We start from the raw sequence: 20105 nt of genomic DNA, 5'->3' as shown, positions 1-20105 counted from the left end.
CCGCAGCCGCATATCGCGGCTGCACCAATTGTCATTGACGCCGTTCACCCGCGCGCGCCAGTCCCCAATACACGAGCAGTGGCGCAGCCAGTTGCAGCGTGACAATCGAGCACATCAGCACGGCTCGAAACGCGGGGTCGAAGTCAGGATACAACGCATAGGTGTCGTCCATCAGCAAGTACGCGAGCGCGGACATCGGCGCAAGCGACACGCCCAGCGCAGTACCTTGACGCAGGTCGATACCGCTGGGCTTAGCAAATGCCAGTACACCCACCAGCTTGGCGACGAAGCGCGCGACGATTAACACAAGCGCGGCCAATCCACCCATGGCGATCTGCGACCATTGGAAGCTAAGTAGCGTCAACACAAACAGGATCACGGTTAGCAGCCAGCCGGCGCTGCCGAAATGCTCAGGCCACAGCTGCGGGCGCTCATCCAAGTTCTTGAAGATGATTCCCGCTGCGAGCAAGGCCAGAACCGTGGACAACTTGAACAGATGCGCGATGGCGATCGCCAGGAGCACGAGGCCAAAGATCGCGACAAATGAATGCTCGTCTTGCAAACCGATACGCCGGTACAGGAAATTACAACTGCGCGCAAGCCCATAGGCCAACACCGACGAGCCGACAATTAAGTAAATCGGCTGCACAATCGTGGCGAACGCGTTGCCGTAGTACTCCTGGTGCAACCAGCCAGACACCAGCTTCACCAATACGACAGCGTACATGCTGTTGAGTGCCGCGAGGGTCAGCAAACGCTGCGTGACCTGCCCCTGTGCACGCAGTTCGGTCTTTAACTGGATTACCATCGCAGGCGAAGTGGCGATCGCGATCGCCGCCAGCACGGTTGCCTCGACGACCGGCATCTTCAACGACAGCAATGCGCCAAACACCGCGATGAACGTCAACGCCCCCTCGGCCAGGCTCGATACGATCAGCCATGGATTCTTGCGCAACCAACGCAAGTCGACACGGCTGCCAAGCTCAAACAGCAATAAGCCGAGTGCCACGTCCATTAACAAGCGTGTCGAAAAACCCAATGTCGCATCAATCGCATGCGCACCGGTGCCCGAAGCCACCAGGCCGATGATCGCATAGCCGGTAATGCGCGGTAAGCGAAACGCCCGCCAACAGGCTTCACCGCACAACCCGGCGATCAGTAAGATGAGGCCGGCATAGAAAACCGCGTCGGGAACCAGCGGCCAGCTCGGAAAAAAAGAAAACGCCGACTTCATCGTGATGCCTTCTCCTGTCAAGTATCCAGCGTTTCTGCAAAGTATTTGCCTAGAGGACAGTCGTTGCGCACCACCGGCGCGGCTGGCTCATTATCTACGATCGTCGCCGGTTTGCGCGTGGCCGCCGGGCGGCACGCGTGGCGATATACCCTGTGCGAACACCGCATCGAAATACCACGGCGTGAAGCAATCCACAGCCTGATACGACCGGTTGGGCACGTTCCGTCAAGGTGGCGGCTGCGTCGCCTGACGGGCGCGTCCGCTGTTGCACCGCAGATCGTTGTAGCTATGTGTCCCGTGCGATGCCGGATAAGCCGGATTGGCTGCCCGAGCAAATACGAGCAGAGTAGAAAGTGCCCGATTTTGCCATAGCCCGGCTATCTCGAAGCAACTTTGTGGATTTCAAACGAAATCGATACGCCTGAGTCGGTAAAAACAACGTGGTACGCATTGGTTAGGCACGAGTGATGGGTGATTTTGACCGATGTATGCCACTCGCGATGCTATTTGAGGAGTTTGACGGATGTGCGTCTGTTCCCGAGTAGCTGCTCGATGCATTGGCACTGGGTCTTGTTCACTTGACTCCCACGTAATCAAACCACCCTTAGTACATGCGACAGCTGGGTTAGCAAACCGTACTGCATGGGTGGAATGGCCAATTGTTTACAGCGCACGAAGAACAGCGAGTAGTGAATTTAGTTGACTTGATGCATGACGAAACCTGGCTGTGTTGTGTAGGTGATCCTGACATATCGCCCATTTGTCTAACTCGGCATGACCGAGTGTTGGTTTTAAGGTTTACCGTATATGTAAACGTAGTAGCAGTTAACAACGCGGTGCTCTGCCTGTGGATAACCTAAGTTAACCTCTTGTAAACATCTACTTGCCATACTGAGAAGTCTTCGGAAAAAATGTGTGGCGCGCACTGCTTTCGCCGAACAACTTTCTGACCGCAAGTTCACAGCCAGCTGTTACCCAGAATGGGTCCACATGCCGTGCGTCAGTAACCCATACGGTTATCCACAGCACGAGGTGGATAACCGCGAACGGACGTCAGGTCACTGCGCCGCTCTATCGCTGAGCTGCAGCGCGCAGTGCCCGCAGCAGGTAACGCGCCGGATCCAATGCGTCGGCCAGGTCCCGCTCCAGGGGCCAAGGCTCGCCGTTGATCTGGCTGGCGAGCAATTCGCCGCCTATCGCCGACCACACGAGTCCTCGTGAACCATAAGCGAATGCACCGTACAGGCCAGAGCGCCGTTGCAGATCCGGCAGCCGAGCGCCGGACTGGGAGGCGCCGGCTGCCATCGGATTCGCTTCGTCCGCTAGCGGACCAACCATGGGTAGCCGGTCACTGACCACGCAGCGTAGGCCCACCCGCCCCTGTACCTTGGCCCAGTCGATTGACGGCGCAATTCCCGGTATTAGCGCGCGCAGACGGGCGAGATTCTCGTCGTGTGACGCGCGCCGCTCGTCCAAGCCGGTGTCATCCATGTCGTAGCTGGCACCGGTCATCAGGCGGCCGTTATCCAGTGCTAGTGCGTAGCCATCGCCCATTACGGGCACACGAAGCGAAGTCGGTGCGGCATGTGGTAATATTGTCAATTGCCCGCGGGCCGATCGCACCGGCGCGTGTGCTAAATGGCACAGACGGACCGCGTCGTGCGCGTTGGCGATGACCGCGACGGGTGCCGTGGCGATCCGCCTGCCCGTTGCATCAAGCGCGTGCCAGCCTTCCACATCATGGACGAGTTGCTCAACGCGCACGCTGAACAGCGTGCGCCACGCCGGGCTTTGGCCGTTTGCGGCGAGCGCGGTACGGGCCGCGGCCAATTGGGCGCAGCACAGCGATGGCGGCGCGATCCATCCGCCATAGGGAAACCAGACGCCGCCGCGTTCAAGCGTGACGCCAGCGTAGGCGCTGGCTGCATCGCGGTCCACCGCGACGGCGAATCCAGTCGGCAGTCGGGCCGCGGCGAGGGCGTTGCGTAACGCCGCGGCCTCGACGTCGTCTTGCGCGAGCTGCAGCAGCCCGCCGGCGTGCCAATGCAGCGTATGGCCGGCGTCGGCCAATGTCTGCCAGGCTCGCAGCGCATACAGAAAGCCCGCACTCGAGAGCCGCGTGGCGGGTGTCACCGTGCGCGCGATCATCGGATGGAACACGCCCGCCGGGTTACCTGACGCTTCGCTCGCCGGTGCTTCGCGCTGTTCCAGCAGTGTGATCGCCCAGCCACGCGCAGCCAGCCGCTCGGCTACTGCGCAGCCGGCCAGTCCCGCACCGACCACGATCGCATGGCGGTGCGTCCAGGCAGCGCGCGGCGGCGGTTCGTGGCGTCGGACCCGGTAGGCCGGTGCAAATTCACCGACCAGCATGTCGCGCTTGGCGCCGTAGCCCTGTGCCTTACGGTGCACGAAACCGGCGCCGGTGAGCGCGGCTTTGACCTTGCCGGCCGAGGTATAAGTGGCGAACGTGGCGCCGACTTCGGCCATCCTGGCCAGCGCCTTGAAGATGGCGGGCGACCATAGCGCGTCGTTCTTGGCCGGCGAGAAGCCGTCGAGATAGAACGCATCGGCGCGCACGGCCAGTTTGGGCAGCATTTGCGCTGCATCGCCCAGTGCCAGTGTCAATGTGACGCGTCCGTTATCGAACACCAGCCGATGGAGGCCGGGCGTGAGCATGGGCCAGGCGCTTACTAGCTCGCGCGCAAGGCCTGCCAGTTCGGCATGCGAATCGAGCAGGCGCGTGAGTAGCGTGTCAAGATCGTCGCGGCTGAACGGATGTTTTTCGACGGAAACAAAATGTAGCCGATCGCATCGCGAGGGGTCGCCGCGCCATTGCGACCATGTGACGAGAAAGTTTAAGCCGAGCCCGAAGCCGGTCTCCACGATCGAAAACACCGCTTTGTGTTGCCAATTGGCGGGCAGTCGGTTTCCCGTAACGAATACGTGCAGCGCCTGGCCGATACCTCCCATCGCGCTATGGTAGACATCATTGAACAGCGGCGAATAAGGGGTGCCGTCCTCGCGCAATGCAAGCTGCGCGGCAATGAGCGGGCCAGTCATTGGGCTCTAACGTTGGCAAAAACCAACGCTGGCCGGGTTTTTATCGGGATGGGAGCGAACATCGCGTTCCTTTTCGGCATAAACTGCGCACAGCGCATGAAAGAGCAGGTAAATTCTGCAGAACCCTTGTCAATAAAGGGTTTGCCGTGGTTATCATAGCAAGTACCGTCTACGCACGTAGGGGTGCACCAGTTCGAGATGGGAGGCGGCAACGCTATACGTTGCATCGTCGCAGGTGGCTTGCGGAACGCTTGCAGCAAGATCGCGGGACTCGACGCCAGGGCTCGCGCACGTATAATCGGCGCGTTTGTGGCGTTCATAATCAACCAACTTTAGAAGGATACGTATGAACAAACAGGAACTGATCGACACGGTCGCCGCGCAGACCGGTGCCAGCAAGGCGCAAACCGGTGAGACGCTCGACACGCTACTCGAAGTTATTAAGAAGGCTGTGTCCAAGGGCGACAGCGTCCAGTTGATTGGCTTTGGCAGCTTCGGCTCGGGCAAGCGCGCAGCGCGCACTGGCCGTAACCCGAAGACCGGCGAGACGATCAAGATTCCCGCTGCAAAGACGGTCAAGTTCACGGCCGGCAAGGCGTTCAAGGATGCCGTCAACAAGCGGTAAGCGCTGACGCAGGCAGCCGTGCCGCCCGCCGCCCGCGAGCGGGTGCACTTTCCCCGCGCCACGTCCGGCGAACGCGCCGGACGTGGCGCGCGGCACCGCGGTGTACATTGATCGGCTAGCGAACGCCGGCAACCCCGGGTGTGTTCTTGGGTGGGTCATCGGCATCGCTGACGTGATCGAACGCTTCGCTCCATTGCGGAAACGGGTCGGCGAATTCCTGCCATGCCGACGGATCGGCGCCCTCCTGTCCTGCTTGCCATTGCGTCGCGCAACGTGCAGCAGATGCAGCCATTCGAAAGCTCGACGAGCCGTTCATCGACGTGCGACAGCTCGCTCGCGCCGCGTACCAGTTGCGCATCGATATTGACCGACGCGACATCATTGACAATGACGGCCACGCGCAAGCCGGCGCGGTTCGCGAGGATATGATTGAGCAGTGTGGTCTTGCCGCCGCCAAGAAAGCCGCAGAGTACGGTGACAGGGAGGGGGGCGGAAGTTATCGTCACATTCTACGCCTGCCGCCGCCGTCGCTTGTGCCGCTTAGCTCAGCGTTGTGCGAGCAGGTTCCACTTGTTCAGGATCGCCATGATTTGCTTAGCGTACTTGTCGCGCAGCGCCGGTGTTTCGGAATGGTAAGAACCGACCGCCTGCCAGGTATTGCCGTATTTGTCCATTTGGCGCCGTAAGTGCCAGGCGGCGATGTAGACGGCTTTGCATGGTTCCATGAGCGTTTGGTGCGAGATGCCGTACGACGCAAGCTTGGGTAGGTGGATCGAGTTGATCTGCATCAGGCCGTAGTCGGTCGAGCCATTCGCGTTCTTGTGCAGCGCATCAGGTCGGTTGTGCGACTCCTGCCACGCGATCGCGCGCAGGATCAGTGGATTCACGTGATGATAGGCAGCCGCGTTGTCGAAGCAGTCCGCATGCGCGCGCGGTGACGTCAGCGCGAGCAGGCTGGCGGCAAAGGCGATCGAGGTGACGGATCTCAATTTCATCGTTTCGGACAGGAGCAGTTTCAAGGCGGCACCCGGCGTGTACAATGCGACTCCGGCACGGCCGGCGCGTGTACCCTCGTGCCACTTCGTCGCTCATGGTAACGCATTGGGATGCCCGGTTTGGGGCGTGGCTTCGCGCCGGCACGCGTCACTGCGCGGCACGCCACCGAGTTGTGCCGCGCGTGGCCCATTATCTGGCACGATAGGCGGCGGAACTAGGCGGTTGCTCGCAGAGGCGGCAGGCGGAATAATCCGCCGCCGGCATTTTTGCCATGGTGAGCAATGCGTGCGCAAGTAAGGATCGGTTAGAGATAGCTTTTTGTCCGAATTCGACGAATGATCGTTCTTGTGATAGTTCAGCGTTAAAAAGCTGTTAATGTTGCAATTTTGGCACCCCGCATGGCATCTTTTGCGGCATCACACCAAACTACTTGCATAATTGATCGGCCTGGGCACCGCCCGGCCGGCGCCAAACACCACTATCCAATGACACAGAATCGTTTTCCTGCGCGGCGCATGGCGCGTTCGCTGCTGGTCGCGGGTCTGATCGCCGCCGTGCTCGGGGCGTCGCCCGCTCGCGCGCAGGTCACCTTGAATTTCGTCGATGCCGATATTGACCAGGTCGCCAAGGCAGTCGGCGCGGCGACCAACAAGACGATCATTGTCGACCCCCGCGTTAAGGGGCAATTGAACCTCGTTTCCGAGCAGCCGGTGCCGCAGGATCAAGCGCTCAAGACGCTGCAGTCCGCGTTGCGGATGCAGGGGTTCGCGCTGGTGCAGGACCATGGGGTGCTGAAGGTCGTGCCGGAAGCCGATGCGAAGCTGCAAGGCGTGCCGACCTATATCGGCAACACGACGCCGGCCCGCGGCGACCAAGTGGTCACCCAGGTGTTCCAACTGCGCAATGAGTCAGCGAACAACCTGCTGCCGGTGTTGCGCCCATTGATCTCGCCAAATAACCAAATTGCCGCCTATCCGGCGAACAATACGCTGGTGGTGACCGACTACGCGGACAACGTGCGCCGTATCGGCCGGATCATCCAGGGCATCGACACGTCGGCCGGGACACAAGTGCAGATCGTGCCGTTGAAGAACGCCAGCGCGGTCGATGTTGCGCAACAACTGGGCAAGCTGCTCGACCCGGGTGCAATCGGGGGCACCGATGCGACGCTGCGCGTGAGCGTGAACGCCGACCCGCGGACCAATTCGGTGCTACTGCGCGCGGTGAGCCCGTCAAGGCTGGCGGCGGCGAAATCGTTGATTGCGACGCTGGACGCGCCGACGACGCAACCGGGCAATATCCATGTGGTGCCGCTGCGCAACGCGGAAGCGGTGCGCTTGGCCAAGACGCTGCGCGGCATGCTCGGACAGGGCAGCCGCGGCGCAACGGGCTCGGAATCGCTAGGCAGCGGCGGTAAATCCGATTCATTCGGCGGCGGTCTTGGCAACTCCACTGGCGCCTCTGGGCTGCCACCGCTGCCGTCGGGCTCGTCCAGTGCGATGAGCCGCAACCCGCTGTTGGGCAGTGGCGGCATCGGCGGATTCGGCTCCGGGCAGTCGAGGGACCAGAGTTTCAGCGACAAGGAAATTAGCAACGACGACAATGCGCAGGGCGGCATCGTGCAGGCCGACCCAGCCACCAATTCGCTCATCATCACCGCGCCAGAGCCGTTGTACCGGAACATCCGCAACGTGATCGACCAGCTCGACCAGCGCCGGGCGCAGGTCTACATCGAAGCGGTAATCGTGGACATGAACGCGACCACCGGTGCCAACCTCGGTATCCAATGGCAGGGCGCGCTGTTGTCGAACAACGGCAACAATGGGTTGTATGGCGGCTCGAACTTCAATGCAAACGGCAGCCAGGGCATCGTCGGCTTGAGCGCCACCGGCGCCATCGTCGCGCAGGACCCGGCCACCGCGGCTGCACAGATTGGCCCGAACAATTTGCTCAACAACGGCCTGAACATCGGCCTGTTGCACCGCTTCGGTAAGGTCTTCGGTCTGGGCGGCCTGTTGCAGGCACTGGCCACGAGCAGCGATACCAACATCCTGTCCACGCCTAACCTAATCACGCTGGACAATGAAGAGGCGCGGATCGTGGTCGGCCAAAACGTACCGGTGGTGACCGGTTCGTACGCGACGCCGACCGCCAATACGACGACGTCGGTCAGCGCGTTCAACACGTTCGATCGCCAGGACGTGGGGATCACGCTGCATATCAAGCCGCAGATCAGCGAGGGCGGTGTGCTGAAGCTGCAAATCTACCAGGAGGATTCCGCCGTGCAGCAAGGCACGCAGTCCAACCCTGGTGGGGTGTCGATCACCAAGCGCTCGATCCAGTCCACCGTGCTCGCGGACGACGGCGAGATTATCGTGCTCGGCGGCCTGATCCAGGACAACTACATGAACGGCAATTCGAAGGTGCCGTGGCTGGGCAATATCCCCGTGCTCGGCAGCCTGTTCCGTAGCGAACAGAAGGCGCGCACGAAATCGAACCTGATGGTGTTCCTGCGTCCGGTGATCGTACGCGACCAGAGCACCAGTAGCCAATTGGCGCTGGACCGCTACGAGTACTTGCGTGCTGAGCAGGCTGCATACCAATCGGATAACCGGATCATCAAGGACCGCGAAACGCCGTTGCTGCCGCCCGCGCCGCTGGGGCCGAACGAGGGAGGCGGGCCCGCAGCGAACAACGTGTTCGACCTGCGCTCGACATATGGCCGCGGCGGACCGTACCATGGCAATGGAGTTGATGCGCGCGACAATGGCGCGGCAGCGGCGAGCGCACCGCCCTCTGTTGATACTGCACCGGGTGCACCCGGTGCAACCAACGCGTCCGTCGACGATGCTGCTGCACCGGTGGGCGCGTTGCCGGCGCCCGCGTCGCCGGTCGATTCTACGGTGACGCCCGAACAGCGTCCGTGACGCCCGCCCTTTCTGTAACGACAGGTCCGTTGATGCGTACCGTGACTGCTTCGAACGAAACCGTTGTCGGCCGCGAGCCGCCGTCGCCATTGGCCGCGCGGCTGCTGCCTTACGCGTTCTCGCGCAGCGGCCAGATCCTGATCGCGCACCAGCACGCCAGCGGACTGGATGTCTGGATCAGCGAGCGCACCAGTGCCGCGGCGCTGGCTGAGGTGGCGCGCAACTTCGGCGCGCTGACGCTGACCCGCTTGCCGTCAGATGAATTGACGCAGGCGATCAACAGCGCGTACGCGCGGCAGGATGGCAGCGCTGCGCAAGTGGTCGGCGAGGTCGAGGGCGAAGTCGACTTGTCCAGGCTGATGCAGGACATTCCGGAGGTCGAGGATCTGCTCGAGTCCGAGGACGACGCGCCGATTATTCGGATGATCAATGCGCTGCTCACACAAGCTGCGCGCGAAGGCGCGTCGGATATCCACATCGAGCCGTTTGAGCACACGTCGGTCGTGCGTTTTCGCGTGGACGGCACGTTGCGCGACGTGGTGCGGCCAAAAAAGGCGCTGCATGGCGCGCTGATCTCGCGCATCAAGATCATGGCGCAACTGGACATCGCCGAAAAGCGCTTGCCGCAGGACGGGCGCATCACGTTGCGCGTCGGCGGGCGTCCGGTTGATGTTCGGGTATCGACGCTGCCCACTGGTCACGGTGAACGCGCGGTGCTGCGGCTGCTCGAGAAGGATGCGCAGCGACTGAACCTAGAGCGGCTGGGAATGGGCCCCGATACGCTTGCGCAATTCGACAAGCTGATTGGACGCCCGCACGGCATCGTGCTGGTGACCGGCCCGACTGGCTCGGGCAAGACCACGACGTTGTATGCGGCGCTGTCGCGGCTGGAGACCGAGACGTCGAACATCATGACGGTCGAGGATCCGATTGAGTACGACTTGTCCGGCATTGGGCAGACGCAGGTCAATGATCGCATCGGGATGAATTTTGCTCGCGCGCTGCGCTCAATCCTGCGGCAGGATCCGGACATCATCATGATTGGAGAAATCCGCGACCTGGAAACGGCGCAGATCGCGGTGCAGGCGTCGCTGACCGGGCACTTGGTGCTGGCCACGTTGCACACCAACGATGCGGCATCCGCGGTGACGCGGCTTACCGACATGGGCGTGGAGCCCTATCTGCTCGCGTCGAGCTTGCTGGGCGTGCTTGCGCAACGTCTGGTGCGCCAGTTGTGTCCGGTATGTAAGCGGCAGAGCGTTGATGATGGCCGCGTGCAGTGGCATCCGGTCGGTTGCGACCAATGTGGCCACTCAGGTTATACCGGCCGCCGTGGTGTCTATGAACTGTTGGTGATTGATGACGCGATCCGCACGCTGATTCACCGCAATGCATCGGATGCCGAACTGCTCCAGCGCGCACGCGCGGGCGGCATGCGTACATTGCGCGAGGATGCGCAGCGCTGGCTCGACACCGGCGTGACCTCGCTCGAGGAAGTGCTGCGCGTGACCGGCGGGGAATAACACGGACCGCTTATGCCCGCTTTCCGATTCGAGGCGATTGACGCCACAGGCAAGTCGCAACGCGGCGTCGTCGAGGCCGACAGCGCGCGCGCCGCGCGTGCGCAGCTGCGCACGCAAGGGTTGACGCCGCTACTGGTTGAGGCCGCTGGCAGCCGCGCGCGTGGCGAGCGCAGCCAGCGGCTGGTATTCGGTCGCAAGCTGTCGCAGCGTGAGCAGGCACTTTTTACGCGCCAGCTGGCTAGCTTGTTGATCGCCGGGCTGCCGTTGGACGAAGCGCTCGGTGTGCTGACGGACCAGGCCGAGCGCGAGTACATCCGCGAGTTGATTGCTGCCATCCGTGCCGAAGTGCTCGGCGGTCAGTCACTGGCCGGCGCGCTGGCGCAGCATCCGCGCGATTTCCCAGAGATCTATCGCGCACTGGTGTCGGCCGGCGAGCATACCGGCAAGCTTGGGCTCGTGCTGTCCCGGCTGGCTGACTATATCGAGCAGCGCAACGCGCTGCGCTCGAAGATCCAACTCGCCTTCACGTACCCTGCCATTGTCACGCTGGTGGCGTTCAGCATTGTGACGTTCCTGCTCAGCTACGTGGTGCCGCAGGTGGTCAGCGTGTTCGCGAGCACGAAACAGCAATTGCCACTGCTAACGGTGATGATGATGTCGCTGTCGTCGTTCGTGCGGCACGGCTGGTGGGCGATTCTGTTGACCGTGGTGGTCACGATCTGGCTCGTGCGTCGCATCCTGCAGCAAAGCGGGCCGCGCCTGGCGTTTGATCGCTGGCTGCTCGGCGCGCCGCTCGCCGGCAAGCTGGTGCGCGGCTATAACACGGTGCGCTTCGCGTCGACGCTCGGGATCCTGACCGCCGCCGGCGTGCCGATTCTGCGCGCGCTTCAGGCCGCCGGGGAAACATTGAACAATCGTGCCATGCGTTCGCTGGTGGATGAGGCGATCGTACGCGTGCGCGAGGGGACCTCGCTGTCACGCGCGTTGGGTAACACGCGTACCTTTCCGCCAGTGTTAGTGCATCTCATTCGCTCCGGCGAAGCGACGGGCGACGTGACGTCGATGCTCGACCGTGCATCGGAAGGCGAGGCGCTGGAACTGGAGCGACGCACGATGTTCCTGACCAGCTTGCTGGAACCGCTGTTGATCCTCGCGATGGGCGGGGTGGTGCTGATGATCGTGCTGGCGGTGATGCTGCCGATCATCGAGTTGAACAGCATGGTGGGCTGAGCGCCGCGACGCGGCGGGGGTCGCCACGCCGTGGTTCATTGCCTGTGGTTCAGCGCACGTAGATCGTTGGTTGGCCTTGTGCGTTGGGGGGCAGGAAGATTTCTGAGCGCCCGCCATTGCGTTCGACGACGATCGAGCGCTGCCGCACGGCGACGAGCTTCACACCCCGCGCAATCGGGCTGTTTAGCGATATCGCGCGGGCCGGGTCAGCGCCGTACGACACGATCGCGGCCGCGCCGTCGGCCAGCGCGAGGATGCCGGACAGGTGGATGTTGGCCGCACGCGTGTCGCCGGCGTGCGAGCCGAACAGGGTCTGCGCCGCGTCGATGGTGACCGGCAGACGGCCCGGCGCGGCGGCTGGAAGCGGTGCGGTGTCGCGGGAGCCGAGCGTGACGACCCAGTAAGTGACGGTCGCGCACAGCACGGCGAACAAGGCGAGCGATGCAAGCCGCACCGCAAGGCGTTGAGTCAGAAAGTTCATGGCAGATATTGTACGAGCTTATATGACATTGAGAAGAGTGCATGGCGTTAGATCACAGCAGACGGCATGGCGAGCGCGTGCGTCATGGCGCCACGGGGGAGCGCAAAACGGCGGCCGTACGGACCGGTCGCCCGGACAGCGGCTTAAAATGGCTGCGGCACGAGGCTGGTCGATGAGCGTCGATGCACTGGCGCATCACGACGGCTTTTTTCAGTTAATTCGAGTAACGAGGTAGGAATGCAATACGCAAGACCAACGATTCGCCGCCAGGCCGGCACGTCGACGCGCCGCCAGCGTGGTTTTACGCTGATTGAAATTATGGTCGTGATCGCGATCCTTGGGATCCTGGCCGCCCTGGTAGTGCCCAAGATTATGAGTCGTCCCGATCAGGCACGCCGCGTGGCGGCGAGCCAGGACATCCATACGATTATGGATGCGCTCAAGCTGTACCGGCTCGACAACGGCCGGTATCCGACACAGGAGCAAGGTTTGCGTGCGTTGATCCAGAAGCCGTCGACGGATCCGGTGCCAAACAATTGGAAGGAAGGGGGCTACCTCGAGAAGTTGCCGAATGATCCCTGGGGTAACCCTTACCAGTACCTGAACCCGGGCGTGCACGGCGAAATCGACGTGTTCAGCTATGGCGCCGATGGTAAGCCAGGTGGCGAGGGCAACGACGCCGACATCGGCTCGTGGCAGTAGTGCGCGAGCCAGCGCGCAGCCCATGGCTCGTGTGATGGGCGTGGCGATGATCGCCCGTGGCGCCGCGGCGCGCGGCGCTGGCTGTGTGCAGCCGTGCCGAGGCGCGCGCGGGGCGGCCGGCTTCACGCTGCTGGAAATGCTGGTGGTGCTGGTGATCGCGGGCATCCTGGTATCGATGGCGACGCTGACGATGACGCGCAATCCGCGCACGGATCTGAACGAGCAGGCGCAGCGTCTGGCGTTGCTGTTCGAGTCGGCCGGCGACGAGGCGCAGGTGCGTTCCCAGCCGATCGCCTGGGTGCCGGTAGCAGGCGGCTATCGCTTCGAGGTGCGTACCGCGGATGGCTGGCGTGCACTGCGTGACGATCTGCTTGCGCCGCGTCGCTGGGCCACGGAAGTGACTGGGGTGGCGATACGTTATCCAGGATCGGACGAGACGGCCAGCCGGATCGTGTTCGGGCTGGAGAGCATCGACACGCCGGTGCAGGTCACGCTTTATTCGGCGATCGGTCAGGTCAGCATCGCCGGCAATGGCAATGGCCGCTTCGAGGTGCATTGAGATGAGGCGCGGCACACGTGGTTTCACGATGATCGAGGTGCTGGTTGCGTTGGCGATCATCGCGATCGCGCTTGCTGCATCGTTGCGTGCGGTCGGCGTGCTGGCCGTTAATAGCAGCGAGTTGAACAAGCGCATGTATGCGGGTTGGAGTGCAGACAACGAACTAGCCAGGCTGCATTTGACGAAGGCGTGGCCCAATATCGGCTCGCGCACGTTTGACTGTTCGCAGGGCAATCTCGCATTGAGTTGTACGGAGCGAGTATCGGCCACCCCGAATCCGATCTTCCGGCGCGTTGAGGTGTTTGTCGCCACCCCGGGGCAGCCGGGCTACCTGGTGCAAATGGTTACGGTCATCGCCAATGAAACCAGCCGCTCGCTCTGACCAGCAGCGTGGCTTCACGCTGATCGAACTGCTGGTCGCGATTGCGATCCTGGCGGTGATCGCCGTGCTGTCGTGGCGCGGGTTGGATTCGATCACGCGCAGTCGCGAGGCGATCAGCCGCTCAATGGAGGACGAGCGCGTCCTGGCGCAGCTGTTCGATCAGATGCGCGCGGACGCTCGACAGGCGGCCACCGATGACCAGGCGGGCACCGCGGCGGTGGCGATCGGTAATGGCGAGCTGCGCATCGTGCGTCTGCTGTTCGCCCAGGACAGTGCGCCGCGGTTGCAAGTGGTGCGTTACCGGCTCGACAATGGGCGGATCATCCGTCTCGCGTCGCCGCCGATCGCCACGCGGGGACAATTGCGCAGTGCGCTGCGTGGCGGCTTGGATGGCTGGAGCGAGGTGTCGCTGATCGGCGGTGTTAGCGCGATGCGCATGCGTCTGTTTGTGCCGCAAGTCGGTTGGACCCGTTCCATGGCCGATGTTGACGCGACCATCGCGAAGAGCATGAACAACCTCAGGGTACCCGGCTTGAACGCCGCGCCGCTGCTGCGCGCGGCCACAGGGCTGGAGGTGACGCTGCGCGCGCCGCAGGTCAGCGCGCCGCTCACGCGCGTCCTGTTGATCGGGGAATGATGATGTGCGCCCATCGCCGTCCAGATCTTCTGCGTTGCGCTCGGCCGCCACGGCGCACGCGCGCCGAGCGCGGCGCCGCGATCGTCACGGCGCTATTCGTGGTCGCGCTTGCGGCCATGCTGGTCTCCGCAATGCTGTGGCGGCAGCAGGTGCAGATCCGGCGGATCGAGAACCAGCGGTTGCTGGCACAGGCGCGCTGGATTTCGCGCGGTGCGACCGATTGGACGCGGCTGATCCTGCGCAGTGAGGGCGATACCACGCCGAGTTTCACATACCTGGGTGGTATCTGGGGCGTGCCCATCGCACGCACGCGCCTGTCCGACTTTCTCGGCCAGATCGGCGAGGTACGTGCCGAGGAAGGGGCCGCAACGTACCTGTCCGGTTCGATCGAGGATGCGCAGGCGCGCTTTAACTTGCGCAACCTGGTCACCATTCCACGCCCTGGTGTCATCGCGGTCGACTCGAACCAACTGCTGGCGTTCCAGCGACTGCTGTCGTCGCTGGGATTGGATGGACAATTGGCCGGCCGTGTCGCCAGTGCGGTGCGCGACAGCCTGGCGGGCTCCGCGACGCGCTTTCAGACGAATGCACAGGCGTCGCTTGGCGCGAGTGGCGCGTCCGTTCAGCAGGCAGCGGCCGGCTCAGCGATCAGCGGCGAGTTGACCGACAAGCCGGGACTCGAAGGCGGTGACGATGCGGCCGCGCGTCGGCCGATCCAGATGGTTGATGCAACCGCGCTGCTGGATGTGGCCGGTTTTACGCCGGAGATGGTCGCGCGCCTTAAGCCGTTTGTGATCGTGCTGCCAACCAGCACGGTGCTCAATATGAATACCGCCAACGCCGAAGTGATCGCCGCCACTATACCGGGTATGTCAATCGGTGCGGCGCAAGCGCTGGTGGCGCGCCGCAGCACGGTGTTCTTTCGCAATACGGGCGACGTGCAGCTCGCGCTACAGGCGGCTGGCATCCCCGCGGTGGGGAGGGACCTAAACACAATCGGCGTCGACACGAACTACTTTATCGTGCATGGCAAAGTCCAGCATGAGCGTGCCGAATTGATCCGTACGACTTTGATATACCGCGACGCGTTGACCAAGACCACGCGCGTCGTCAGTGTGAGGGACGAGTGATGCGCCAGCCTCGCGTCGCGCTTCCTTGCCTTGCAATTCAACCCCGTCATCGAACGAGGACTGCTTCTTGACCACGCTGATCGTCCAACTGCCGCCGCGCGACCCGGCGGTGCCGTCGCAAGAATGGCAACTGCCGGATCTGCCGTTTCTGCTGCTCGACAAGCAAGGCCGGACCCAACGCGCCGGCCGCGCGTCGCTGGCGTTGCTGCCACGCGCCACCCGTACCGTGCTGATACTAGCCGCGCGCGACCTGCTGATGCTGGCCGCGACAGTGCCGCCGCTCAAGGGCCCGCGCTTGCGCCAGGCACTACCCAATGTCATCGAGGATCACCTGATCCAGGATGCGCAGACCTGCCACATCGCGCTCGATCCGGCCGGGCCGATCGACGGCAAGCGCGTGGTCGCCGCGATTGACCGCAGCTGGTTCCGCTTTATCTGTGATGCGTTTCGCAGCGCTGGCCATACATCGCTGCGTGCGGTGCCGGTCACGCGATGCCTGCCGCAACCGGGCGCCGTGCAGCACGCACTGGACGAGGTTGACTCGCAGGCTGCCGCCGGCGCGGCACGGCCCCGGGTCGCGGCTGACGGCGGCGGCGCGGGCCTGTCTAATGCTGAGGTGGGTGATGAGGCCGGCGTTCCTGCGCATTTGCCGATCGTCGCCGCGATCCTCGGTGATGTCGTGCGCACGAAGCCGGCCACGCTGCTCGGCGAACCGGGTGAGCTGGTTGGCGCATTTGGGCCGCATTGGGAGCTGGCGCTGGCGCGCGGTGCGCTTGGCGAAGGCTTTGCGGTGCCGGTCGATGCGCTGGAGCCGACGCTTGCTGCCCTGGCCGCCGATGTGCCGGTTACCCTTTATCGGCTCACCGGGGTGCCGGGCAGCGAGCTGCACGCCAGCCTTGATGGCAATGACGCGGCGGCGCCGGCCACGCATATTGAGGCCTTGCCGCTGACGTTCGAAACGCTGGCACACAACGCGCTGGCGCAGGACTTCGATCTATGCCAGTTCGAGTTCGCGCCGCAATTGTGGAACCTGTCCGGCGCCACGCTCGCGCGCTGGCGCTTGCCCATCGCGCTTGCGCTCGCGTCGATCGTCGCCGTGGTGATTGGCGTGAACGTGCAATGGCTGATGTTGGCGCGGCAGCGTGATGCAATCAATACACAAATGACCGAGTTGTTGCTCAGCGCCTTTCCGAAAACCACGGTCGTGCTCGATCCGGCCGATCAGATGACGCGGCAACTGGACCAGTTGCGGCTGGCTGTCGGCGAGCCGGCGCCAGACGATTTTCTGTCGCTGGCCGATGCGCTTGCCCGCTCGCTGGGGCCAGTGCCGTCCAATACGATCGCGCAGCTGGACTATCGCAACCGTGCGCTGGAGGTGACGTTCAAGCCGTCGGTCGCCGTCGATAACGGACTGACGCAACGCCTGGCCCGCCATGGCGTAGCCGGCGAGGTAGATACCAGCACCGGCAAATGGACGATCAGGAGTGCACGATGAAAGGGAAAAGCGCCGTAGCGACGGCTCTGAGCGATTTTTGGGGCGAGCGGACGCCGCGCGAGAAGAAGTTGATCACGATTGGCGGCGCCGTGCTGGCACTGGTCGTGCTGTATTCGGTGGCGTTGGGCCCCGCACTGAGTGGCCGCGCAAAGCTGCGCGCTGACTTGCCCGCGATGCAGCGTTGCCTGGCGCAGATGACGGCCGACGCGAATGAGGCCCGCTCACTCGCCGTACAGGCGCAGGGCCGTGCGCCTACCGGCAATGCGCTTAAGGAGGCGTTGGCCGCGTCGCTCGCGCAACGCGGGCTAGCGGCGACGCAGTTGAACGTGGCCGGTCCCAACGTCCAGCTTCAATTGAAGAACGGGCAGTTCGGCAGTTGGGTTGCGTGGCTGGACGATGTGCGCCGGCAGTTCAAGGTTAAGGTTTCGCAGGCGCATGTCAGTGCATTGAAGGATGACGGCCAGGTGGACGTCACCGCGACGCTGCAGCCGGCTAATACAAAATGATCCGACGAGACCCACGATGAATTTTTTCTGGCACCGGATCGCGCGCGCGTTGCCTTGGATCGTCGCGGGCGGCGTGGCGGTGCTCATTACGCTGTTATGCATCGCGCCCGCCGCGTGGATCACGCCGCAGTTCGGGCGGGCTACCGGCGGACGGGTGAACTTGGTGGATCCGGCCGGCTCGCTGTGGCACGGGTCAGCCACGCTGCTGCTGGCGCCCGGCAACGATCGCGCCAATTCAACGCTGCTGCCTGGCCGGGTCGAATGGCACACTGCCTTTTGGCCGCTGTTCGGCGGCCGCTTGCACATGACGCTGCAGCATACCGAAGCCATGCACCAGCCGGTCACGCTGGACGCGTCGCGCAGCCAGGCCGTGCTCGGTGCTGGTTCACTGGCGTTGCCCGCCACGTTGCTCGAAGGGCTGGGCGCACCGTTCAATACGCTGGATTTGCAAGGTGACGTGCGGTTGTCCTGGACCGACATGCGCGTGCTGAACCAGCAGGCGTATGGACAGCTCACCGTGCGGCTGACCGACATGGCCTCGCGCATATCGCCGGTCCGGCCACTTGGCAGCTATCGTGCCACGTTGCTTGCGCAAGGCCCGGCGGCGGCGCTGCAACTGGCGACGCTGAGCGGCCCGCTGCAACTGGACGGCGCCGGGCAGTGGCAGCAAGGGCGCTTCTCGTTCAATGGCACCGCCCGTTCGACGAGCGAGGCCCGCGGCAGTCTGGCCGGGTTGTTAAACCTGCTGGGTCGCCGCATCGATGACGCAACATACGCGATCACCTTTGCGCGCTGAAACCTAGGCAGGTAGGTCAATGCAGCGAGAAAACATAGCCTAGGCTACCTTGAAGAAAAGATTGCATAGGCAATAAAATGGCGCTGCTGGTTTTTCGTTTTCGCCATCGAGGCCCTGTGTTGATCAGTCCGGCCGCGAGGTAGCGGCTTTGCAAGGGTCGTTTTGCCATGAAGTTCATCAACGCGCCGGCGTATTGGGCGGTTTATGCTTCGCATTGCGCGGCAGGCTGTTCAACGGGCCGAGCGCCGCGTCCGGTTATAGGAATTTCAATGCATTTGGACTTTTGCGATTTTCCGGCGGCGCAACGCGATACCGCCGCGCCTGACCGTACCTTCATTTTACGCTATGCGCTGGCGTTCGCACTATTGCTTAGCGGCTGCGCGGTGGGTCCCAACTACACGCGTCCGGGCGTCGTAGTACCGTCGAGTTTCAAGGAGGCCGCGCCCGGCTGGAAAGTGGCGCAACCAGCCGATCAGCAGGACCGTGGCAATTGGTGGGCCGTTTATCGCGATACGCAATTGGACGCGTTGATGGACCGGCTCAACGCCGCAAACCAGACCGTCGCGCAGTTCGCTGCGGCGTACCGGCAGGCGCGCGCGCTGACTGCCGAGGCGCGCGCAAGCTGGTTCCCGACCCTCAGCGGGTCGGCCTCCGGCAGCCGTGTCGGATCGGGCAGCGCGTCGCGCGGCACGACGACAAGCGGGGTGGCGACCGGCGGCTCGCGCGTATCGAACCACTTCAGTATGTCGCTGGACGCATCATGGGAGGCGGACTTGTGGGGTGGAATTGCCCGCGCAGTGGCGTTACAGAAGGCTGGGCAGCAGGCGGCTGCAGCCAATCTTGCCAATGCGCGACTGTCCGCGCAGGCGACATTGGCGCAGAATTATTACCTGCTGCGCACGTTGGACGCCCAACAAAAGATATTCGACGAGACCGTGGCCGCGTATCAGCGCACGCTCGAGTTGACCCAAAACCAATACAGGCAAGGTATCGTGCCGCGCTCGGACGTGATTCAGGCGCAAACACAATTGCAGTCGGCGCAATCCGCCGCGCTTGGCAACGGTATCGCCCGGGCACACTATGAGCATGCGATCGCCGTGCTGGTCGGCGAGCCCGCCTCGACATTCTCGCTGCCACCCACACCGCTTGACGTGACCCCGCCGGCGATCCCGGTATCGTTGCCCAGCGCGCTGCTCGAGCGCCGCCCGGATGTCGCCTCCGCCGAGCGCAAGGCTGCCGCGGCTAACGAGCAGATCGGCGTGGCGATGGCCGCGTTCTTCCCCTCGCTGACGTTGTCGGCACAAGGAGGATTCTCCAGTTCGGTGCTGGCGCAGTTGCTGCGGGCGCCGTCGCGGTTCTGGTCACTTGGCCCGGAGCTGGCCGCGACGATCTTCGATGCAGGCTTGCGCAGCGCAAAAGTCGACGCGGCACGTGCTGCCTACGACGAGCAAGTCGCGGTGTACCGGCAGACCGTGCTGGCGGCGCTCCAAGATGTCGAGGACAACCTGAGTTCTTTGCGGATCCTGGAGCAGCAGATCATGCTGCAGCAAGCCAGCGTCGATTCGGCTCAGCAGGCGCTGGACATCGTACTCAACCAATACAAGGCCGGTACCGCCGCGTACCTGTCGGTGCTCACCGCACAGGCGAGCCTGCTATCCGCGCGGCAGACATTGCAGTCGCTGGCTGGTCAACGCATGACTGCGTCGGTCGGACTGATCAAGGCACTCGGCGGTGGCTGGGACGTTGCGCGACTGGATATCGAAACCGGCTCGGTGGCGGCGCCGACCGCTGCTTCCGAGATCTGCGGCAGCTGATGCCGCGG

18 protein-coding genes and 1 pseudogene are annotated in these 20105 nt (G+C 63.3%); 13 read left to right on the top strand and 6 right to left on the bottom strand.

The window, feature by feature from the left end:
• Positions 1–31: 31 nt before the first annotated feature.
• Both B0B13_RS12620 and mnmC read right to left on the bottom strand, forming a co-directional pair.
• Positions 32–1234 (bottom strand): cation:proton antiporter, encoded by a 1203-nt coding sequence (locus B0B13_RS12620; RefSeq protein ID WP_076785849.1) that lies wholly within the window; start codon positions 1232–1234, stop codon positions 32–34.
• Between the two features lie 1071 nt (positions 1235–2305).
• Positions 2306–4294 carry a bifunctional tRNA (5-methylaminomethyl-2-thiouridine)(34)-methyltransferase MnmC2/FAD-dependent 5-carboxymethylaminomethyl-2-thiouridine(34) oxidoreductase MnmC1 gene (gene mnmC / locus B0B13_RS12615; RefSeq protein ID WP_076796734.1) on the bottom strand — a complete coding sequence of 663 codons (1989 nt, stop codon included), beginning with the start codon at positions 4292–4294 and terminating at the stop codon, positions 2306–2308.
• A gap of 346 nt (positions 4295–4640) precedes the next feature.
• Between mnmC and B0B13_RS12610 the strand changes: the two genes are divergently transcribed.
• Positions 4641–4919, top strand: a complete 279-nt coding sequence (locus tag B0B13_RS12610; RefSeq protein WP_076785847.1) for an HU family DNA-binding protein — start codon at positions 4641–4643, stop codon at positions 4917–4919.
• A 115-nt stretch (positions 4920–5034) separates the two neighbouring features.
• On the opposite strand, the gene B0B13_RS18505 is transcribed toward B0B13_RS12610, so the two are convergent.
• The 3 genes and pseudogenes from B0B13_RS18505 to B0B13_RS12600 all read right to left on the bottom strand — a co-directional run bounded on the left by B0B13_RS18505 (position 5035) and on the right by B0B13_RS12600 (position 5914).
• On the bottom strand, positions 5035–5211 hold the full coding sequence (locus tag B0B13_RS18505; RefSeq protein ID WP_170872373.1) for a hypothetical protein: 177 nt from the start codon (positions 5209–5211) through the stop codon (positions 5035–5037).
• Positions 5183–5419, bottom strand: a pseudogene (locus tag B0B13_RS12605) (GTP-binding protein); the annotation flags it as partial. The pseudogene B0B13_RS12605 and the gene B0B13_RS18505, both read right to left, overlap by 29 nt.
• Positions 5420–5464: 45 nt before the next feature.
• Positions 5465–5914, bottom strand: coding sequence for a lytic transglycosylase domain-containing protein (locus tag B0B13_RS12600; protein WP_076797326.1), 450 nt, complete (start codon positions 5912–5914; stop codon positions 5465–5467).
• 486 nt (positions 5915–6400) lie between these two features.
• Here B0B13_RS12600 and gspD point away from each other — a divergent pair, with 486 nt between their 5' ends.
• The 3 genes from gspD to gspF are packed head-to-tail and all read left to right on the top strand — an operon-like array spanning position 6401 to position 11595.
• Entirely contained in the window at positions 6401–8842 is a 2442-nt protein-coding gene (gene gspD / locus B0B13_RS12595; protein ID WP_076796733.1) for a type II secretion system secretin GspD, read from the top strand.
• A gap of 32 nt (positions 8843–8874) precedes the next feature.
• Positions 8875–10365, top strand: a complete 1491-nt coding sequence (gene gspE / locus B0B13_RS12590; RefSeq protein ID WP_076796732.1) for a type II secretion system ATPase GspE — start codon at positions 8875–8877, stop codon at positions 10363–10365.
• A 12-nt stretch (positions 10366–10377) separates the two neighbouring features.
• A complete protein-coding gene (gene gspF, locus B0B13_RS12585; protein ID WP_076796731.1) occupies positions 10378–11595 on the top strand; it encodes a type II secretion system inner membrane protein GspF in 1218 nt (405 codons plus the stop codon).
• 49 nt (positions 11596–11644) lie between these two features.
• Here the strand turns inward: gspF and B0B13_RS12580 are convergent, their stop codons facing one another.
• A complete protein-coding gene (locus B0B13_RS12580) occupies positions 11645–12076 on the bottom strand; it encodes a general secretion pathway protein GspC (protein WP_076785843.1) in 432 nt (143 codons plus the stop codon).
• A gap of 237 nt (positions 12077–12313) precedes the next feature.
• Between B0B13_RS12580 and gspG the strand changes: the two genes are divergently transcribed.
• From gspG to B0B13_RS12535, 9 genes are all read left to right on the top strand, one after another.
• Complete coding sequence (gspG, locus tag B0B13_RS12575; protein ID WP_076796730.1) at positions 12314–12778, top strand: type II secretion system major pseudopilin GspG; 465 nt, start codon at positions 12314–12316, stop codon at positions 12776–12778.
• On the top strand, positions 12726–13337 hold the full coding sequence (locus B0B13_RS12570) for a GspH/FimT family pseudopilin (protein WP_076797324.1): 612 nt from the start codon (positions 12726–12728) through the stop codon (positions 13335–13337). The genes gspG and B0B13_RS12570 overlap by 53 nt, the downstream gene beginning before the upstream one ends.
• On the top strand, positions 13309–13719 hold the full coding sequence (gspI, locus tag B0B13_RS12565) for a type II secretion system minor pseudopilin GspI (RefSeq protein ID WP_076785841.1): 411 nt from the start codon (positions 13309–13311) through the stop codon (positions 13717–13719). The genes B0B13_RS12570 and gspI overlap by 29 nt, the downstream gene beginning before the upstream one ends.
• Positions 13697–14356, top strand: coding sequence for a PulJ/GspJ family protein (locus B0B13_RS12560; protein ID WP_076785840.1), 660 nt, complete (start codon positions 13697–13699; stop codon positions 14354–14356). The genes gspI and B0B13_RS12560 overlap by 23 nt, the downstream gene beginning before the upstream one ends.
• Positions 14353–15486 (top strand): type II secretion system minor pseudopilin GspK, encoded by a 1134-nt coding sequence (gspK, locus tag B0B13_RS12555; protein ID WP_076796729.1) that lies wholly within the window; start codon positions 14353–14355, stop codon positions 15484–15486. Before B0B13_RS12560 ends, gspK begins: the two co-directional genes overlap by 4 nt.
• Positions 15487–15553: 67 nt before the next feature.
• Entirely contained in the window at positions 15554–16981 is a 1428-nt protein-coding gene (gene gspL / locus B0B13_RS12550; RefSeq protein ID WP_076796728.1) for a type II secretion system protein GspL, read from the top strand.
• On the top strand, positions 16957–17487 hold the full coding sequence (locus B0B13_RS12545) for a type II secretion system protein M (RefSeq protein ID WP_139337419.1): 531 nt from the start codon (positions 16957–16959) through the stop codon (positions 17485–17487). The genes gspL and B0B13_RS12545 overlap by 25 nt, the downstream gene beginning before the upstream one ends.
• Positions 17488–17503: 16 nt before the next feature.
• Complete coding sequence (locus tag B0B13_RS12540) at positions 17504–18283, top strand: type II secretion system protein N (protein WP_076796727.1); 780 nt, start codon at positions 17504–17506, stop codon at positions 18281–18283.
• A gap of 269 nt (positions 18284–18552) precedes the next feature.
• Complete coding sequence (locus B0B13_RS12535) at positions 18553–20097, top strand: efflux transporter outer membrane subunit (protein ID WP_076796726.1); 1545 nt, start codon at positions 18553–18555, stop codon at positions 20095–20097.
• Positions 20098–20105 lie beyond the last annotated feature (8 nt).

This window comes from Burkholderia sp. b14 (assembly GCF_900156195.1).
Lineage (GTDB): Bacteria > Pseudomonadota > Gammaproteobacteria > Burkholderiales > Burkholderiaceae > Mycetohabitans.
Note: the sequence above shows the minus strand (reverse complement) of the source record. Positions and strands in the feature narration are given on the sequence as shown.

Excerpts from the sequence above, each read along its gene's own strand:
- B0B13_RS12620 (WP_076785849.1), bottom strand. The coding sequence starts at position 1,234 with ATGAAGTCGGCGTTTTCTTTTTTTCCGAGCTGGCCGCTGGTTCCCGAC.
- mnmC (WP_076796734.1), bottom strand. The coding sequence starts at position 4,294 with ATGACTGGCCCGCTCATTGCCGCGCAGCTTGCATTGCGCGAGGACGGC.
- B0B13_RS12610 (WP_076785847.1), top strand. The coding sequence starts at position 4,641 with ATGAACAAACAGGAACTGATCGACACGGTCGCCGCGCAGACCGGTGCC.
- B0B13_RS18505 (WP_170872373.1), bottom strand. The coding sequence starts at position 5,211 with ATGGCTGCATCTGCTGCACGTTGCGCGACGCAATGGCAAGCAGGACAG.
- B0B13_RS12600 (WP_076797326.1), bottom strand. The coding sequence starts at position 5,914 with ATGAAATTGAGATCCGTCACCTCGATCGCCTTTGCCGCCAGCCTGCTC.
- gspD (WP_076796733.1), top strand. The coding sequence starts at position 6,401 with ATGACACAGAATCGTTTTCCTGCGCGGCGCATGGCGCGTTCGCTGCTG.
- gspE (WP_076796732.1), top strand. The coding sequence starts at position 8,875 with ATGCGTACCGTGACTGCTTCGAACGAAACCGTTGTCGGCCGCGAGCCG.
- gspF (WP_076796731.1), top strand. The coding sequence starts at position 10,378 with ATGCCCGCTTTCCGATTCGAGGCGATTGACGCCACAGGCAAGTCGCAA.
- B0B13_RS12580 (WP_076785843.1), bottom strand. The coding sequence starts at position 12,076 with ATGAACTTTCTGACTCAACGCCTTGCGGTGCGGCTTGCATCGCTCGCC.
- gspG (WP_076796730.1), top strand. The coding sequence starts at position 12,314 with ATGCAATACGCAAGACCAACGATTCGCCGCCAGGCCGGCACGTCGACG.
- B0B13_RS12570 (WP_076797324.1), top strand. The coding sequence starts at position 12,726 with ATGGTAAGCCAGGTGGCGAGGGCAACGACGCCGACATCGGCTCGTGGC.
- gspI (WP_076785841.1), top strand. The coding sequence starts at position 13,309 with ATGGCAATGGCCGCTTCGAGGTGCATTGAGATGAGGCGCGGCACACGT.
- B0B13_RS12560 (WP_076785840.1), top strand. The coding sequence starts at position 13,697 with ATGAAACCAGCCGCTCGCTCTGACCAGCAGCGTGGCTTCACGCTGATC.
- gspK (WP_076796729.1), top strand. The coding sequence starts at position 14,353 with ATGATGATGTGCGCCCATCGCCGTCCAGATCTTCTGCGTTGCGCTCGG.
- B0B13_RS12545 (WP_139337419.1), top strand. The coding sequence starts at position 16,957 with ATGGACGATCAGGAGTGCACGATGAAAGGGAAAAGCGCCGTAGCGACG.
- B0B13_RS12540 (WP_076796727.1), top strand. The coding sequence starts at position 17,504 with ATGAATTTTTTCTGGCACCGGATCGCGCGCGCGTTGCCTTGGATCGTC.
- B0B13_RS12535 (WP_076796726.1), top strand. The coding sequence starts at position 18,553 with ATGCATTTGGACTTTTGCGATTTTCCGGCGGCGCAACGCGATACCGCC.